Here is an 18,396-nt window from a genome sequence, read left to right on the forward strand (position 1 = left end):
CTGAAACACTAGAAGCCTAAACTGGGACACGAAAAGTGGACAAAAAGTTTAATTTACTAAAACACCTCAACACTCTTGAGGTGTTTTTCAATTTAATACTGATTGAATTCTTTCGTTGTTGTATCAAAACACAAAATCATCAATCAGTGATTTTAATTCATTAAAATTTATTTTTGTAATATCGATTAATTTTAAACATTCTGATTTTAAAATTGAAAAGAAATATTCTGCTTCTCTATTATCTAAAGAATTTCCTACTCTACCCATTGATACAACACCATTGTTTTTCTGAATTAAATCTACATAAGTTTTTGAAGAATATTGGAAACCATGATCAGAATGAGCTATTCATTTTTTATCCATTTTGATTTTAGACATATGTTCCATTACTAGTTCTAAATCATTTCTTTTTGAAAGATTATAATTAACAACAAATTTGCTTTTGTGATCAATCGCAACAGATAAAAATACAAAATTGTTTAAGCAATCTTTTGGTGCAGAAATATAAGTAACATCAGTGGCAATTATTTGGTTTGTCTATCCGTGATAATCACGATTAACAAGATCTATAAATTTTACGTTTGTGTTCTTTTGTTCTCTATCTATTTTCTTTCTTCTGATTAAACAAAATAAGTTTAATCTTCTCATCGCTCTACCAATAGTCCTATAATTTAGATCTATTTGGAATTTTGTTCTAATATAACTTTCCAATCTTTTTCTACCAAACAAACCCTTATTTTTCTTAAATGACTTAATTATTAATTCATCATATTTAGTATTTACAGATTTTTTTCTTGTTTGCTGCTCTTTAGTTTTTAGATTGTGAATTGTTGACTTAGATTTATTAAAGCATAGGCCCAATTTTCTTGTAGAAAGTGAAGATTTCTTAATTTTAGAAATATCAACTTCAATATTATTTCTATCAAAAGAGTCTTTATAAATTTCTAAAATTTCAATCAATTGTTCCTTAGGCATTTTTTCTCATTCCTTTTTTACAATTTCAATAGGAGTAATTTTTTGCCTTTTTGGTCTGCCTGACCCTTTACCTTTTTTAGATGATTTACCTGTTTGCGATTCTATATTTATCATTCCTAAATTATATCTGTTATACTTAAAGACAAAATATTTTTTAGCCTCATTGAATTTTCTATCAAAAAAACTAAAACCTCTGATTGAATAATATTTAAGTTCAAAATCATTTTTTGATATCAAATTATTTTTGTAATCTTCATAACTACCGAATAGTTCTAATCATTCATGTGCCTTTAATTGTCTCATAATACCTCCTAAATATATAAAAACACGAAATATGGTTGTGTCCATATTTCGTGTCCTAGTTTAGCCATTGCTTGTTGTGTGTTTTTTGTAAAATTAACCACTAATTCGTTTAATCTCTTTTGTTCTAAACCAACTGTATCACCATTTAAAGCGTCATATTTTGTTTGGAAATCTTCATTAAGTTGGTTTACAGAAGAAGTATCAATATTTGAACCACTAGCAAGAAAATCAACAACTTCCTTACGTTTTGTGTCATAATCAGCCTTATTAGTTGCTAAAAGATATTTATCACCTTTTAAGTCATGAGTGTCTATTTTAGTTTGAAGATCATTCATTAACTTATTAAGACCTAAAATTTGAGCTTCTAAATCGTTATAAATAGTGTTTGTTGCACTTTCACTTTTAGCTTGATCATAAGTTAAAGAAGACTTAATTTTTGCAATTAATGCATCTTTTTGACTTTGAGTTAAAAGGTTAGTTTGTTCATTAATTGAAGTGCTATTAACTAAGTCAATAAATCCTTTTCTAAAATTATTAATTCTAATTAGGTTTGAATAAATATTACTAATGTTAGAATCGTTACCAAATCTAACATTAACATCTTCATTGAGTTTATTACTTGAAGCTTTTGAAATACCTTTAAATAATAAAGCTTCATCTAATTTATTTATTTCATCTTCTTTTACATAAGTTAAAGCTTTTTTAGCTTTATCTTTGGCATTTTCTTTTGATTTAGCAAACGCTTCATCAATAATTGCTTGATACTTTTCGTCAACTTTATTAATATTATTAGTTAATGTGAAGTTAGTATCGTTAAAACTGAAATTTTGATCATTGATTGCTTGAACTTTATTTTTAAAGTTTGTTAAATCTTCATCTAAAAGGTAATTAAATGTTTCTAAGTTTTTAATAGCTTGATTTTTATTACCATCAGAATTTTGCATAGGTATAATTCAATTTGTTTTTAAATCTTCAATTGATTTATTAAGAAAAGCATTTAAAGTTTCTTTATCTTTATAAATTGAATTTTCTTCTGGAATATTCACATCTTGAATTTTCTCTAAAAAGTTATTGTATCACTCATCACTAATTGTTTGATTAGTAGACATTCCATAAACATCACGGTATGTTGAATCAGGATTATTAGAAATAAACGCATCTTTTTGTTTCTTTAATTCTTTATAAATATCTTTAAGTGCGACTAATCTATCTCTTGCTTGTTTTAAAGAAGAAGTTACTAAACCATAATACTGATCGTAAAGAACTTTTTGAGAACTTGATAATTTACTATAGTCATCACTAACATTTTGAGCTGGATCATTTTTTTGGAAACCTGGTTGAAACTCTTCTTTAACTCAATCTTTTCAAGTTTTTACATTACCACCAAATCCTTTTTTCTGCACAAGAATATAGTTTGTTGTTTCGTTAATAGATAATTTCTTAATACCTTTTTGAATAAAATCTTCATCATTATTAATGAAAGTTAATCTACCAAATAATTCTTTTTGAATTCTTGCTTTAGAATCTTCTTCTAACCTCTTGATTACTCTTTGAATTCTTTCATAACTTTGCTCTAACTCTTTAAAATCTTTAAATTGGTATTGACTTAAAGTGTTTTCATCTTTACTATTTCTATCTAAACCAGAATTAGGTTGATATTCCTCAGATCTAAAATCTGTACTAATTTTTAATGTTTGAATATATGTTTCGATAGTTCTTTTTAATTTAGCAGCAAAAGTAAAGTCAATAAGTTTAGGGATAGAAATTCCATCTATTTTATAAGAAAGGGTTGTTTCATAGAAAGCATCATCTGTAAGATAAGAAGCATATCTTTCAGCTTCTTCTTGAGCATGATCTAATCTATCTGCTCATTGAATGAATGATTCTAGAGCTTTTGTTGTACCTTCTTCTCTTTTTGTTTCATAATTTCAATATTTATCATCAGCAAAATTAATTTGATTATTACCTAAAACATTGATTGATTGTCTAATAATTTCATCTTTTTGTTTTCTTGTTAATCATTTCTTGTTTTCTACATATCTTCTAATTTTTTCTTTATCTGTTAAGTAGTAAACAATTTCTTTAAAAATAAGACCCTCATTTAGACTTCCTGTTTCTTCATTAAAAACATGATCTTTAGGATTTGTACTTGTTCCTGCGTATCAAACATCACTATTTAAAAGCTCAGGAGAAACAATTAAATCATCAGCAGTGTATCTTGCACCGTCTTGAATATAAAAATGAGTGTTATATGTATCTAAATTACCGTTTGTTTGTTTTTTATGTTCCATAACATTATGGAAATCTCTTTTTTCATTAGCGGCAATTAATTTATTATTTTCATTTTTATTTTTGATTTCTACTTTAAATCTAGGAATAGTTTCGTTAGGCTGTCTAAATTTTTCTTCAACTGACATTCTTTCACGAACAATCATTTGTTTAATAGATGTTTGTTCTCTCGAACCAAATTTTGTAAATCCTTCTGAAAGAAAACTTTTTGAATCATAAGTTCCAAATTTTCCTGATCCTGCACCAAAGAAAGTAGTTCCTGGCTTAGACATTTGTTCTGTTGGTTTAATTTCGAATTCAACAATTGCAGAAGTAGTATATTCACTTTCATTATTTTCGTGTTTAGCACTTGAATAATTAACTTCAAAATTTAAAATTGAACCACCATTGATATTCAATGCACTTCTTTTCTCTGTTGTTCATTTATCACTATCTAAACTAAGACCGTATTTTACTTCACCGTCAGAATCGGGTGCAAAATCATAGCGTCCATAAATAGACACCGGTTTAGAATCTAAAAGTATTTTACTTAAAGTTACACCTTTGTTTTGATATAACTCAACAATTTTCTTAGGACTATCTCCTATTTTTTCTCCCTCAGGAGAAATTCAATCTTTATTATATTTGTCACTTCTTTTAATATTTTCAGGAATATCATAAAAAGGAACATATTGAATTTTATCTAGTGAAGCTCAATATTTTTCTTCACCATTTTCTGTAATTCTTACCCTATTACTTTCATTATCTGAAATTCTTGTATCAAAATAATGTAAGAATGGGTTAATTTGGTTGTCGTTAACATCGTCAAAATCTGGACTTTCGTTAATTTGGAAAGTATAAGTTTTAACATTTTCTTGTTTAAGTGTTTTGTAATCTCAATTATCTGATTTACGTGAAAAAACAGTAATATTAACATTACCTGTTAAAATCATGTCATTGGACATTCAGATTGCACCAAAAAATTTCGAGTCAAATGTTCTTAAATTAGAAATATTGAAACCAATTCTGAATTTTTTTGTACCTGTTTTGGTAGAAAAACCATCTCCTGTTCAGAATTTACCTTTTTTTAAGGTTGTTGCGTTTTCACTAAGTTGTGAGCCCATTCAGTTATAAGTACTAAATTGACCTCACTTTTGAAAATCATAAACTGCTGCTTGAAGAGGTGTTAATTTATTTTGATTAAGTTGTTTGTTTTTATCATCAACACTAAAAAATCTATATCAATCCCTGGTTGATCCAACTGTATCACTTGTTGTTCTTCTATGATCTTTATCTTGGCCTAAAGCTCACTCTAAACCAAAATAATCAGAACCTTTTTCTCCCTGTTCACGAGGGGTTGTAGCAGGTTCTCCTTTTCTTGTAGGTGTATTATTTAATAAAAATTCATACTTGGTACGATCTAGGTTGTGGACTCTTCCAGGATACTCGATATTATTTCAGTTAGTTCATGCTTCTGGTGATTCTATTCTGACAAAGTCATCATAAGCAATATTATTAACATAGACTATCGACCTATCTCCTGTTGTTTGAGAAATAGAAAAGATCATTGGTGTCACTGAAAGTGAAGAAAGTAACAACAATGGTAATTTCATATTTTTCTTTTTCGTTTTCATAAATTCTCCTTTACAAGGTTGACTGCAAATCGACAAAAATAACGCAACCTTTATAATGTATAGAAACTATTATACTAAGAAAGGAAAAAAATAAGTCGTTTCCGAAAAAACCTTAAAAATAGTTATAAAAGTCAAAAAACTCGCAAAAAATAGCACCTCAAATTGAATCCAATTAGATTTTTATGAATTATTTATAAAATTATTTCCATAACAAAAAAGAGATTTTTTTCTCTTTATAAAAACTTCAAAATTTGAAAAACATTAATTTTTACACCTTTCTCCTAGTCTTAAAAGTAATTTAAAGTTTGATAAATTTTTTATTTGAACTTCTGGACTACTCAAACAGAATTTGTAAAAATGAAGCTTTTTTTGAATTTTTTAAATATTTTTTTAATAAATATTGCTAAAATTTGAAACTTTTTGCTTTTTTTTTTTTTTTTAGAAAAAGAAACTAATTTACCAAAATTGTCGATTTTCTCAAAATTGTTAAAAGACCAAAATTATTTATTTTTTCATCTTTATTTTTAAAAAATTCTTTTTTGATTTCTTTTTTCTGAAAAAAATTTATTATTTAAGTAAGTAAATAACAAAAATTTAAAATTTATTTTATTTTTATAAAATAAACTTGTAAAATTAATTACCAAAAATAATTAAAAAAGTAGTTTGGAGAGAATCATGAAAAAAAATAAAATTCAAAGATCTAAAAAAATATTATTAATAGCTTTACCCATTTTAGGTTTTGGTTCTATATTTAGTATTTCCTCAATTCAACCTCATAATATTCAATCTAAAACTCCGCTGACATCAGAAGCGGCTTTAAAAATTAGTTCAGGAGAAATTAAACTTTACGGCGGATATTATGATTCACTTCTTTTCCAAAATCCTCCGCTCGATCCAGAAGGGGATGATGACCATGACGGGATTTTAAACAAAGATGAAGTTTATACATTTGTTGAAAATGGTCAAACTTACTATTGACTAAATTCTCACCCAAAATTACAAGATACAGATGGTGATGGAATTTTAGACAATCAAGATCAGCACAAATTACGTTGAGATGTTTCGCTTAGAGATATGGCTTTCTTTCAAGAATTAGCATATCGTAAAAAGAATTTTATTTTCGATATGTTTAATGATGATAATTATAAAGACTACAAAGATAACGTTCAAAAATCACTTGATAAAGATAAACCGGGCAAATATGCAGACAACCCTGAAATGCGAAACATGTATGTTAACATGCAATACGAAATGTCAAGATATTGACAACCTGTTTATGTATGAGATGAAGAAAATGGTTTTGATGCAACTTGATTTACTAACCAAAGTGATTTCCCTTTTATCGAAAGTCAAACCGAAAATATTTGAGCAATTGCCGGAACAGATAAAAAAGAAAGTGGTGATTTAGGAGCTGATGCAAAAATTTTTACAGGTGGTGTTCCTGAACAAGCTTATAAAAATGTCAATATTTACTCTTGAATGTGACAAGATTGAAATATTAGAAAAAAATATGCAAACTTATCTGATCAGTATTTTAATTCAGCAAAATTCAGAGATCCTAAAAATCCAAATGACACAATTTTGAATAAAACTCACAATATTCCAGTTAAATCAGTTGGACACTCACTTGGTGGTTACCTTGCACAAATGGTAGGTGTATATTTACTTGCTAACCAAAAATATCATTCAAATTTTGATAATTTCAAGGGTGCCTGAACTTTTAACGCACCACAAGTAAAAGGTCAATACGGAAAAATTAGTGATCTTTTGATTAATTCAGGATATTCTCACAACTATATGACAAATAGCGATCCATTAATTGGTTGAGTTGGGCACTTTAGAAATGTTAAGACTGTCGGTTCTAGTGGTCATAGTTCTTCTGGTTTCTTTGACCCTGCTCCTATTAAGAATTTCTTCTCAAATGGAGTTAGAAAAAGTGATAAGAAAGCTATTGTTGATTTACAACCACAATTAAAAGAACTTGCGTTAGATACAAAATACTACACAATTCACTATAATTCGCAAAAACTTGGAAAACTAAAAGAAACCAAATTAGTTTATACAAATAAAGAAAGATTTAGAGCAAGATTAGAAAAAGATGTTCCAAATGGATATCGAATTAAAAAAACATTCAATCTTCAAAGTTCAAATTTAGCAAATCAAGAAATTCCAATTGAACCTATTACTCATACAATTACTTATAACTTTAAATTTGGTAATAATTTAATTAAAACTGAAAAAAGAACAATTAGCATTGAAGAGCCTACATATAAAGTCCCAAGTTTACCAATTCATAGTGATATTCACAAAAAATATGTTTCATCAAATAATTCTCCTTTACCAACAACAAGCGATCTTACAAAAGATACAACTTTTAATATTCAACTTCAAGTTGAAGATAATAAAGTAACAACTACAATTAAAATAATTGATGCTCAAACAAGAAAGCAAATTGGAGAAACACACACACAAAAAGGTTACCTTGATGAAACAATTAAAATTCAAGATTCTTGATATCAACCTGATTATCTTTTAGAATCTAGCAACCAAACTATTCATGTTGGTCAAGAAAACGAAATTACTGTCAAATTAATAAATTATATTCGCAGATATATCTTTAAATATAATGGAAAAGAAATTGCAAGTAATTCTCAAATTGGAAGAGCTTCTGATCAAACCATTTGACCAAGTCTTCCTAAAACAAATGAACCACACTATGAATATCAAATTAAGGAAAAACGAGTTCAAACTCAAAATCCTAAATTTATTATTTATGAAATTGATTTAAATAAAGTTGAAATGCAAAAAGTAAATACAGAAATTAATTATGTATCTAATTCTCAAACAATTTCAACTCAAACTTTAAATACTTATCCTGATGATGCAATAACTCAAAGTCAACTAACATTACCAGAAGGGTATCAATTAAAAAATAATAACCAAACAATTAATACTGGTCAAAATAATCAAGTTGAAGTTGAAAAGAAAAGTTTCATTTTAACTTATAAATTCTTAGATCAAAATCAAGTTGTTAAACAACAAAATATAACTGTTAAATGACACGAAACTTATGATTTACCTCAAATCCCTAACGGAAACGAAGATTATAGTTATGAGGTTTCTGGTAGTTATCAAAAAATCTCTAATGTAGAACAAAATCAAACAATTGAAGTTCATTTATCACATTTAACAAAAAATACCATTATTGAATATTTTGATAATGATTCTAAAATCGATACTCAAACAATAACAAAAGCTCCAAATTATCAAGTTCAAATTAAAGATTTAAAGCTTCCTGAAAATTATGTTTTAGTTAATTCACACCAACAAATTCAAAGTGGTCAAACAAATAAAGTTCAAATCACAAAACAAAAAAGAAGTTCAACTTTGAATTACAAAGATAATGGGGTATTAGTCAGTAGTCAGATGATTACCAAAGCAATTGATTCAAATATTGAAAATCAAGATTTACAACTTCCTCGAGGATATCTTTTAGTTAATCCTAACCAAACATTTACCTTAGGTCAAAATTATGATGTAGCTATTACAAAACAAAGTTTTACTTTAACATATAAATTTATGTTTGGAGAAACACTTGTAGCAAAAAATGATGTGATTATCAAATATCACGAAACTTACGAGTTACCTCCATTACCAAACTCTAATAGTCAAGATTTTACTTATCAAGCAAGTTCAAATTTTCAAATAATTCCAAATGTTGAAGCAAATCAAGAAATTGTAGTAAATCTTTCTAAAAAACAATCTACAATAAACTAGGACAATAAAAATTAACATTCCTTCGAATGTTAATTTTTTATATTTTTAAAGGAGAAAAAATGGGTAAACATTTTACAGAAGAACAAGAAAAAGAAATTTATAATACATTTTTTCAATTAGGCAAAAAGTATGCAATTGAACTTATGTATAAATATGGTGCAAAAGCAAAAGATAAATATGTGAAAGCAAGATTACGAGGAATATTAAAACATTATAATTGTAATATGAATAAAAAACCAAGAAAGCCTGGAACCGGTAGGTCAAGAAAAGAGAAAGAACAAGATATAAATTGAGACATTTTTACACGAGAAGATTTAATTGAAATTGCAAAAAGATATAGAGAAATTACAAAAGATAAATTTAAAACAGAGAAAGTTCAAGAGGCATCACATATTAATATGGCTTCGTATAAACTTGCTATTTTGTTGTATCTTTGTAGACAAACAATATCCAAACATAAAAGAAATAATTTTGCTCCTAAAAATAAATCCAGAAAAATAAAGTACCAAGACTTGATTATTGATTCATTTAAACAAAATAGATCTAAATATGGTAGACAAAAATTAAAATATTTTATCTTAAAGCACTATAAAATAGACATAAACGAAAGAACTCTAGGAAGATATATGAATGCCTTAGGTTTATTTTGCAATATCAGAAAAAGAAAAAAACTAAAAGAATCAAAGAACACATCTGTCATAAAAGAAAACATTGTTAATAGAGATTATAATGATGTATATAACAGAAATATATATGCTACTGATGTAACATATCTTCCAGCGACAAAAGATGCAATAAACAATAATGTTTATCTTTCAGTAGTAATTAAACATAAAACTAAAGAAATAATTAGTTTTTCTCTTTCTAAATTTAGAGATTCCAAATTAATTTACAAAACATTTGAAAATGTTGATTTTGAAAAAAGTTTTATATTACATTCAGATCATTGCTCAACTTATACATCTGATGATTTTTCTCGTTTTATTCAAAATAAAGGTGGAATAATTTCACTTTCAAAAGTAGGAAATAGTTTAGATAATAGAGTTGTGGAATATTGATTTTCAAATTTAAAAACTGAATTAATTAGAGATTTAAATATCAAAGCTATGACTTTGAGTGAACTAGAAAAAGTAATATCTAATTATGTTAATTGATACAACAAATTTAGAATTCAATCATGTCTGAATTGAAAAACCCCATACGAATATAGTACGGGGTTATCCAATTTAATAAATTGTTAATTTTTTCTGTCCTAGTTTAACAACAACTATTAATTATCTTTTCAACCAAGAAATAATTAAAACTCAAACTCTTTTAAAATCACCTAGCTATCATTTTTCAATAAATGATTTAGAAATTCCTGAAAAATACGAATTGGAAAATTTAGATCTCAATATCGAAAACGGACAAACTAATAATTTAAATGTAGTAAAACAAAAAGCTCAAAGTAATTTTATTTTCAAATTTGAAAATAAAATAATTAGTCAAATGAGTTTAAGTAAACCGCTAGATAGTCAAATTTCAATTAATGAGCTTACCATTCCTAATGGATATCACCTAGTAGATAAATATCAAAATTTTCAAATCGGAACTAATTATGAACTAGAATTAGCAAAAAATAGTTATCAAGTAAGTTATCAATTTATTTTTGAAAATCAAATTATTGATACACAAGTTATTAATGTCTTATTTGAGGAAAATTATGATTTACCTCAAATTCCTAGTTCTAATTCATCAGATTATGATTTTGGTCTAGAAAGTGCTTTACCAAAAGCTCAAAATGTAACTCAAAACTATGATTTCAAAGTTCAGCTCAATAAAAAACAAACAACCACTACAATTAGCTTTATAACTAAAACTAGACAAAATATCGCTACCCAAGAACTTCACAAAGCTCCTTCATATCAAATTACGCTTGCTGATTTAAATCTTCCTAAATACTATGATTTAGTCAATCCAGAAGTTCAAATTCAAAACGGGCAAACTAATTTCTTGGAAGTTGAAAAACAAACCGCTATTACAGTTTTTGCTTACATAGAAGGTGATGAGTTAGTTGAAACAGAATCATTGAAAAGTGAAATCGACAAGTTAATTACAGCAGAAGATTTAAATATTCCAACAGGTTATGAATTAATAAATAAAGAAACAACTTATCTTCCTGGTCAAAGCTACGATCTTGCAATTGTTCGCAAAAGCTTTACAGTCACATATCGTTTTGTTTTTGAAGGACAAGAAATCGATATGCGAACAATTACAGCAAAATATCATCAAACTTACCAGCTACCTGCTTTACCACTTTCAAATACTAAAGAATACGCTTATAAAGCAGGACAAGATTATCAGCCAATTCCAAATATTGAAAATAATCAAATTATTACAGTTAATCTAACCAAGGAGCAAGTGACAACTAAAATTAATTATTTAAGTGACGGGCAAATTATAAGTATTCAAAATTTAACTTTAGCTCCTAATTATCAAATTCAACCAAGTGATTTAAAGCTCCCTGATGGATATGCATTAGTTGACCAAAATCCAAGAATTAATCTAGGTCAAATTAACAATCTCGAAATAACAAATCAAGTTGCTACAAGTGAATTTATTTTTAAAGAAAATAACCAAGAAGTAGGTCAAGATCAAGTAACTTTAGCTGCCGGCCAAAAAGTTAGTGCAAATCATTTAACTTTACCAGAAGGTTATGAATTAGTAAACCAAGATCAAACCTATTTAATTGGTCAAAACTATGATAATATCCAAGTGCAACGCAAGACATATCAAATTAACTATAAATTTGTTTATCAAGGAAATGTTATTGACACTCGAACATTAACAGTAAAATACCATGATTTATACAAATTACCAAATTTACCACTTTCACTTGATCCTAAGTTTGTTTATGTAGTACATAATCCAGAAAATTATCAAGTAGTCGAAAACATTGCTGAAAATAAATCAATTTTAGTTGATTTAGATTTAAAAGAAATTACTAAAACTCCTACCAAAAAATCAAGTTTCATTGCATTACTTGCTAGTGGAATTACAACTTCAGCATTAGCTATTGGTGGAGCTCTTAGTTGATTCTTCTTTAAAAAGAGAAAATAAAGCACTTTTTGTGCTTTTTTTCTCTTAAAATTAATTTTTTCTGCTTTTTTATAAGAAAAAATAAAGTAAGATAATTTCAAATAATATTTAATAATTAGAAATTAAGGAAACTAAATTATGAAAAAAATATTAGTTGTTTTAACAAATATTGCAAACTATCCTAAAAAAGATGAACTAATTGGTCTTTGATTATCCGAAGCTACCGAATTTGTTAGCGTAATTCAAAAAGCAGGTTATATCATTGATTATGCTAGTCCCAAAGGTGGATACGTCCCAGTTGATCCAAGAAGCTTAATGCAAGGATATTTTAGTAAAGAAGATCTTGAAGTTTATACTAATAAAGATTTTAAAAATCGAGCATTAGCAAATTCGTTACCACTTAGAGTAATCAACCCTTCAAGTTATCAAGCAATTTATTTTGCAGGTGGTCATGGTGCTGTTTTTGATTTTGCAGAGCAACCTGAAATTAAAAAAATTATCGCTCAAATGTACCAAAATGGAAGTTTTATTACGGCGGTTTGTCACGGAGTAGCAGCTTTATTAAATGTTCAATCACCAAGTAATTCAAATGAGTTCTTAATTAAAGATAAAAAAATTACTGGATTTACAAAAATCGAAGAATTATTTAGTGGTAAATTCTTTAAAGTTCCTTATCAATTACAAACTCAACTTAAAAAGCAAGGTGCTAAATTTAAAAAGAAACGTGCATTTAAAAAGCACGTGATCCAAGACGGACAATTTATCACTGGACAAAATCCATTTTCTGGTAAATTAGTCGCCGAAACTTTGCTTCAAAATTTAGAAAAGAGAAATCATGCTGAGATTAACTAAAAGATTTTTTACAAAGCATTTTCCTGATTCTAAAGAAAAATGATGATTATATTTTAAATATGCTTTTCCTACCATTTTATCCGGAGTTTGTTTTTCATTAAACAACTTCGTTGATAACTTTATGGTTCTTGGAATTAGTGGTGGACCCCAAGCATTAGGATACGCTAACTTTTACACATCAATTATTCTAGCTATTTTCTTAGGAATTGGTTTTATTGGTGCAGTAATGGTTGGACAATATCTTGGTGCTAAAAAAGTTGATAAAGTTCGTGAAATTATCTCATTAAGAATCATTTTAAGTGCAATCGTAGTTATAGTTGTTTTTGTTTTAGCTTGAACAATTCCAAATCAAATGATCCAAATGGTCGCAGGTCCAAGACGGGAAGCATCAGCTGGTAGTTATGATGAAGCAGTGAAGCTAGCTAAAGATTACATGCAGTACATCTCAATTGCTTGAATTTTATTAATCTTCACTTTTACTTCTGGAAACTTACTTAGAGAAATTGGTCTTGGAAAATACTCATTATATTCAACATTAGTTACCTTAGGAACTAATGTTCTCTTTAACTCTCTTTTTATGTATGTTTTAAATTTAGGAGTAATTGGAGCTGCCTTAGCAAGTATTATTGCAAGAGTATCCGCTTTAATTATGAACTATATTTTTATCTACATTAAACAAAGAGAACTTTGCGTGTTCCCTTGACAAATGGGTAAAATTTCACCAATTATTTTAATTCAATTCCTCAAACGCTGTCCATCAATTCTTCTTTCAGCTAGTGCAGTTGCTTTCAATACTGTTCGTCAAATTTTCTACAATAGTGCTCAAACAGTCAATGCATACGATATTATGAATGTTTCTGTTTTAGCAATTACTGCAACTTTTACCGGTGTTTTTACAGCCGCCTTTTCTTCATTTAGTGCTAATGTCACTCGTTTTGTTGGGATGCACCTTGGTAATAATGAAATTGAAGTTGCAATTACTAACGGTAACCATCTAAAAGGTTTTCACTTTACCATGCAAGCTTTAATGAGCATCGTTTGTTCTTCGCTTTTATTTATATTGCCGCACATTACTATTTTTAGTGATGCTGCTGCTAAAAATTGACAACAATCACACCCAGATGCTAGTCTCTTGGAACTAGCACAAATGAAAAGTGCATATGTTAAATATCTCAACGAAACATTAATTATTATTCTTGTTTTTAGTCCATTTTGAGCATGATTTATCACTTCATCAAGATTAATTTCTTCAGGTGGTAAAAATAATGTTTCATCAAGTGTTGAATTTGCAACAGGAGCATTACAAATTTTATGACTTGCTCTTTTAACTTATGTTTTTATTGGGTATTTTCACTGAAAATTAAATGTTTCACAGTTCTACTTGATTTTCTTCCTTTCCGATATTGCAAAAATGGCTGTTTTTGAAATTGTATATTACAGCATTAAATGGGCAAGAAACATTACAAAAGAACATTATGAATCAAAACTCAAAAAATCATAAAGACAATATCAAATTAATATCTTAGGATATTAATTTTTTTATTCTTAATTTAGCAATAATTGAATTAAATTGCTAAATTTTTATTGATTTTCTTTTTAATTAAGTTATAATATTTTTAGAAAAAGTTTAAAAATTAACAAAAAAAGACATTAAAAAGGAGTTTTTCATGAAACAAGTACTTTTATTAAATGGATCTATTTCAAATAATAGTAGCAGCAAATCTCAAATTATTCTTGATTATTTTTTAGAAAAATTAAAAGAGCAAAAACCTAACTTAAAGCTTGAATCATATGATTTAAATAAAACCCATTCACGTGCTCTTTTACATTCTAATAATATAAATAATTTTTATCAAGTTTTAAAGTCAGATAAGTGAATTAAGAAACTAAGAGAGGTGGATACTTTAATTTTAGTTTCCTCAGAAGTTAATTTTAGTCCAGCTCCAGTTGTTCGGAATTTTATTGATTCAATTTTAGTAGCTAAAGAAACTTTTAATTACTCACAAAATTTGAATGATGAAAACAAAGGAAATTTAAATCATCTCAATGTCATCTTAATTACAAGCCGTGGTTCTCAGCCGGATTGATATAAATGATCAAGGTCAGTGAGTTGATTAGAAAATGTTTGAAAGTTTCTAAGAGCTAAACAAGTTTTTAAATTAGAAATAACAGGTACAAATTTGCCTACAATTAAAAATTTAAATAAAGAAGAATTTATCAATCTTTACAAAAAAGATATAGCTAAATTAATAGAAAAAATTCAAGGAGAATAAATATGAAAATCGAATTAGGTATTACAACTTTTGGAGAAACAACAAAATTAACAACAACAGGCAAACCAATTTCTCATCCTGAAAGAATTCGAAACATTATTGAGGAAATTGAATTAGCAGATAAAGTAGGACTTGATGTTTATGGAATTGGTGAACATCACAGGGACGACTTTGCAGTTTCTGCACCTGAAATTATTTTAGCTGGAGCAGCAACCAAAACTAAAAATATTAAACTCACAACCGCAGTTACAGTTTTATCATCAAATGACCCAATTCGTCTTTACCAAAATTTTGCAACAATTGACGCAATGAGCAATGGAAGAGCAGAAATTATGGTTGGACGTGGTTCATTTACTGAATCTTTCCCACTCTTTGGATATGATCTTAACAACTATGAAGAATTGTTTGAAGAAAAACTTAGTATGCTTCAAACAATTAATCAAAATGAAATTTTAAATTGACAAGGAAATTTAACTCATTCAGTTGATAATAAAGGAGTTTATCCAAGAATTGCTAATCAAAATCAGCTTCCAATTTGAGTTGCAACCGGTGGAAATCCAATTTCAATTGTAAATATTGCTCAGCGTGAGCTTCCAATTGTTTTTGCAACAATTGGTGGAGATCCATTAAGATTTAAAAATCTAGTTGATATTTATCGTCGTGCTTGAAAATCTTTTGGGAATGATTTTAAGAAAATGAAAATAGCAGCTCACTCATGAGGTTGAATTGAAGAGGATCATAACTCTGCAATTGATAATTACTTTTTACCAACTAAACAATTAGTTGATTCAATCGCTAAAACTCGCCCACACTGAAGAGAAATGACCAGAGAACAATATAATTATGAAGTTAGTTTAAATGGAGCAATTTTTGCAGGTAATCCTGAATATGTTGCTCAAAAAATTATTCGAATAATGGAAGGTTTAGAACTTGATCGCTTTATGCTCCACATTCCTGTTGGTTCTATGCCTCATAAAAAAACTTTAAAAGCAATTGAATTATTTGGAACAAAAGTTGCCCCAATTGTTCGAAAACATTTTGAAAATATTACTTTTAAAAGAGAAATCTAAGTTTTTTTTTTTTTTTTTAGACTCCATAAAAATTAGTAAAATAAGAGTATTAAGGAGTGAAAGTATGTTTTGATTATTCATAATATTTCTTATATTATTTCTTGTTTTCGGTGGATTGTGGCTTGTTCTAAAAATTTTCTTCGGACTAATTAGTCTTTTATTTAAAGGTATAATGGGTATTTTACTTGTTGTGCTTTTAATTGGGATGTCTGTCGGAATATTCCTTTGGGTTTTTTAAAATAAGAAAATCTTGGAAATTTACTTTCCAAGATTTTTTCTTTTCTTTAATTGTAAATAAGCAGCTTGCGCAATCATTGCACCATTATCAGTTGCATATTTTAGTGACGGAATAATGGTATTTGGATGTAGTTTAACAAATTCTTTTCTAAGTTCTTTATTTGCTGATACACCACCCCCTAAAACTAAAGTTTTGACAGGATATTGATTTAAAGCAAGTTTTGTTTTATCGAGTAAATATTCAACGGCAGTTTTTTGAAAACTCACTGCTAATTTCACTTTATCAATTACTTCATTTTTCATTTGAGCTTTGTTAACAAAATTTAAAACTTGTGTTTTGAGTCCGCTAAAAGAAAAATCTAATTCTTGTTCAGTTTTTGGTTTAGTTAATTCGTAAAAATCACTGATATAATCCTTAGCTAGATTATCAATAATTGGACCACCAGGAAAGCCTAGACCTAAGCGTGATGAAACTTTATCAAACGCTTCACCAACTGCATCATCCAAAGTTTCTCCGACAATTTCAAGTTCATCAACATCTTTAGCATAAATTAATTGAGTATGCCCACCACTAACAAGTAGACATAATGCAGGAAAAGTAATTTGCTCAGTAATTGTTGACGAAAGAAAATGTCCATGTAAATGATTGACCGCAACAACTTCTTTGTCATAAGCCAAACCAAGCGCATGAGCAAAAAGAAAGCCAATTTGCAAAGTTCCTTTTAAACCTGGTTCCTTAGTATAAGCTATATAATCAAATTCTTTTAAATCATACTTAGCTAAAATTTTTTGTTGTAAAAATCCGATATTGCGAACATGTTCACGTGAAGCAATTTCAGGAATTGTTCCGCCATAATCTTTAAAAATGTCAATTTGTGATAAAGTTCAAAGATCTAAAACTTTTCCATCTTTTAAAACCGCAATAGAGGTATCATCATGTGATGTTTCAATTCCCAGAATTAACATTACGCACCTCCAATTTGTGGTTTTTTGATATAAAGTGGCTCAATTTTTAATAGTTCACTAGTTTCAAATACATCTTGATAGTCTTTAAAATTCACAACCATTTGGTGATAATCAATTTGATCTATTTTTTGATTTTCTTTTGAAATTACTAAAACATTTGTTTGATTTGGTTTTTTATTTTGAACATCAAACTCATAAAGTTTATTTCCTTGAGCATCTAAGTACAATTTTTGGTTAAAATTTTGCTTCATTAAAATTGAAAAGCTATTTGTAAAATAAAGTGGTAAATTTAAAGCCATTGCAATTGTTCTTAAATAAACCAAACTCGTTCTTGCACCTGTAAAAAAACCCGGCCCTAAATTAGTATATAAACCACTTAAATCATTCACTTTTAAATTATTTTTACTTAAAAAGGTTTCAAAATATTCAGGAATATAATCAACTTTCTTTTTAAAATTTTCTAAAATAAAAAAGTCATGCACTTGAAAGTTATTATCAAATAAAATTAAAACAAAATCAGAAGTTGCTGTATCTAAGAAAATATTCATTATTCCTCCTCCGTTACTTCAAAAAGATGAGTTCCATCATCAAGTAATTTTGCATTAATTTTTAAATATTTTTCAAACGGGATTTCCCTTAAAAGATTTGCTCATTCAATTGCAACAATATTATCTTCAAAATAATCTTCAAACTCGTCAAGACTTCCGCGGTAATTATAAAGATCAATATGAATTAAACCAGGATAATCTTTCATGTAATTAAAACTAGGAGAAGTAATATTTTGTTTAATCCCAATTTGTTTAGCTAAAAGTTTGATAAAAGTTGTTTTCCCTGCTCCTAAATCACCTTCAAAAAGTAAAAATTGTTTTTCTTTAATTTTCGGAAGTATCTGTGCAATAAATTGATCTAATTCTTGAATTGATTTGGTTTGTAATTTTGTCATAAAAAATCCTTCAAAAACTC

General features: G+C 27.6%; 13 protein-coding genes. 7 read left to right on the forward strand and 6 right to left on the reverse strand.

All coding sequences use genetic code 4. The annotated features are described in order from the left end of the window. Positions 1-48: 48 nt before the first annotated feature. The 3 genes from EXC53_RS00110 to EXC53_RS00120 all read right to left on the reverse strand — a co-directional run bounded on the left by EXC53_RS00110 (position 49) and on the right by EXC53_RS00120 (position 5,180). Positions 49-387, reverse strand: a complete 339-nt coding sequence (locus EXC53_RS00110; RefSeq protein ID WP_129724500.1) for an IS3 family transposase — start codon at positions 385-387, stop codon at positions 49-51. A 150-nt stretch (positions 388-537) separates the two neighbouring features. Beyond that, positions 538-1,323 (reverse strand): IS3 family transposase, encoded by a 786-nt coding sequence (locus tag EXC53_RS00115; RefSeq protein ID WP_129724501.1) that lies wholly within the window; start codon positions 1,321-1,323, stop codon positions 538-540. After that, the gene (locus EXC53_RS00120; protein WP_119571980.1) at positions 1,287-5,180 is read right to left on the reverse strand and encodes a hypothetical protein; all 3,894 of its coding nucleotides are present in this window, start codon (positions 5,178-5,180) and stop codon (positions 1,287-1,289) included. Before EXC53_RS00120 ends, EXC53_RS00115 begins: the two co-directional genes overlap by 37 nt. Before the next feature lie 675 nt (positions 5,181-5,855). Between EXC53_RS00120 and EXC53_RS00125 the strand changes: the two genes are divergently transcribed. The 7 genes from EXC53_RS00125 to EXC53_RS00155 all read left to right on the forward strand — a co-directional run bounded on the left by EXC53_RS00125 (position 5,856) and on the right by EXC53_RS00155 (position 16,230). After that, on the forward strand, positions 5,856-8,957 hold the full coding sequence (locus EXC53_RS00125; RefSeq protein WP_129724503.1) for a hypothetical protein: 3,102 nt from the start codon (positions 5,856-5,858) through the stop codon (positions 8,955-8,957). Positions 8,958-8,983: 26 nt separating this feature from the next. Then, the gene (locus tag EXC53_RS00130) at positions 8,984-10,198 is read left to right on the forward strand and encodes an IS3 family transposase (protein WP_129724505.1); all 1,215 of its coding nucleotides are present in this window, start codon (positions 8,984-8,986) and stop codon (positions 10,196-10,198) included. 133 nt (positions 10,199-10,331) lie between these two features. Next, a complete protein-coding gene (locus tag EXC53_RS00135; RefSeq protein ID WP_129724507.1) occupies positions 10,332-12,056 on the forward strand; it encodes a hypothetical protein in 1,725 nt (574 codons plus the stop codon). A 117-nt stretch (positions 12,057-12,173) separates the two neighbouring features. Further along, positions 12,174-12,887: a type 1 glutamine amidotransferase domain-containing protein gene (locus EXC53_RS00140; protein WP_119571978.1), complete on the forward strand. Its 714-nt coding sequence runs from the start codon at positions 12,174-12,176 to the stop codon at positions 12,885-12,887. After that, positions 12,871-14,388, forward strand: a complete 1,518-nt coding sequence (locus tag EXC53_RS00145) for an MATE family efflux transporter (protein ID WP_119571977.1) — start codon at positions 12,871-12,873, stop codon at positions 14,386-14,388. The genes EXC53_RS00140 and EXC53_RS00145 overlap by 17 nt, the downstream gene beginning before the upstream one ends. 166 nt (positions 14,389-14,554) lie before the next feature. Continuing rightward, positions 14,555-15,160: an FMN-dependent NADH-azoreductase gene (locus tag EXC53_RS00150; RefSeq protein WP_119571976.1), complete on the forward strand. Its 606-nt coding sequence runs from the start codon at positions 14,555-14,557 to the stop codon at positions 15,158-15,160. 2 nt (positions 15,161-15,162) lie between these two features. After that, positions 15,163-16,230, forward strand: coding sequence for an LLM class flavin-dependent oxidoreductase (locus tag EXC53_RS00155; protein WP_119571975.1), 1,068 nt, complete (start codon positions 15,163-15,165; stop codon positions 16,228-16,230). Between the two features lie 258 nt (positions 16,231-16,488). Here the strand turns inward: EXC53_RS00155 and tsaD are convergent, their stop codons facing one another. The 3 genes from tsaD to tsaE are packed head-to-tail and all read right to left on the reverse strand — an operon-like array spanning position 16,489 to position 18,376. Beyond that, the gene (tsaD, locus tag EXC53_RS00160) at positions 16,489-17,433 is read right to left on the reverse strand and encodes a tRNA (adenosine(37)-N6)-threonylcarbamoyltransferase complex transferase subunit TsaD (RefSeq protein ID WP_119571974.1); all 945 of its coding nucleotides are present in this window, start codon (positions 17,431-17,433) and stop codon (positions 16,489-16,491) included. Then, positions 17,433-17,981: a tRNA (adenosine(37)-N6)-threonylcarbamoyltransferase complex dimerization subunit type 1 TsaB gene (tsaB, locus tag EXC53_RS00165; RefSeq protein WP_119571973.1), complete on the reverse strand. Its 549-nt coding sequence runs from the start codon at positions 17,979-17,981 to the stop codon at positions 17,433-17,435. The genes tsaD and tsaB overlap by 1 nt, the downstream gene beginning before the upstream one ends. Next, positions 17,981-18,376: a tRNA (adenosine(37)-N6)-threonylcarbamoyltransferase complex ATPase subunit type 1 TsaE gene (gene tsaE, locus EXC53_RS00170; RefSeq protein WP_119571972.1), complete on the reverse strand. Its 396-nt coding sequence runs from the start codon at positions 18,374-18,376 to the stop codon at positions 17,981-17,983. The genes tsaB and tsaE overlap by 1 nt, the downstream gene beginning before the upstream one ends. Between the last annotated feature and the right edge of the window lie 20 nt (positions 18,377-18,396).

Origin of the sequence: Mycoplasmopsis gallopavonis, assembly GCF_900660635.1 — a bacterium.
Lineage (GTDB): Bacteria > Bacillota_I > Bacilli_A > Mycoplasmatales > Metamycoplasmataceae > Mycoplasmopsis > Mycoplasmopsis gallopavonis.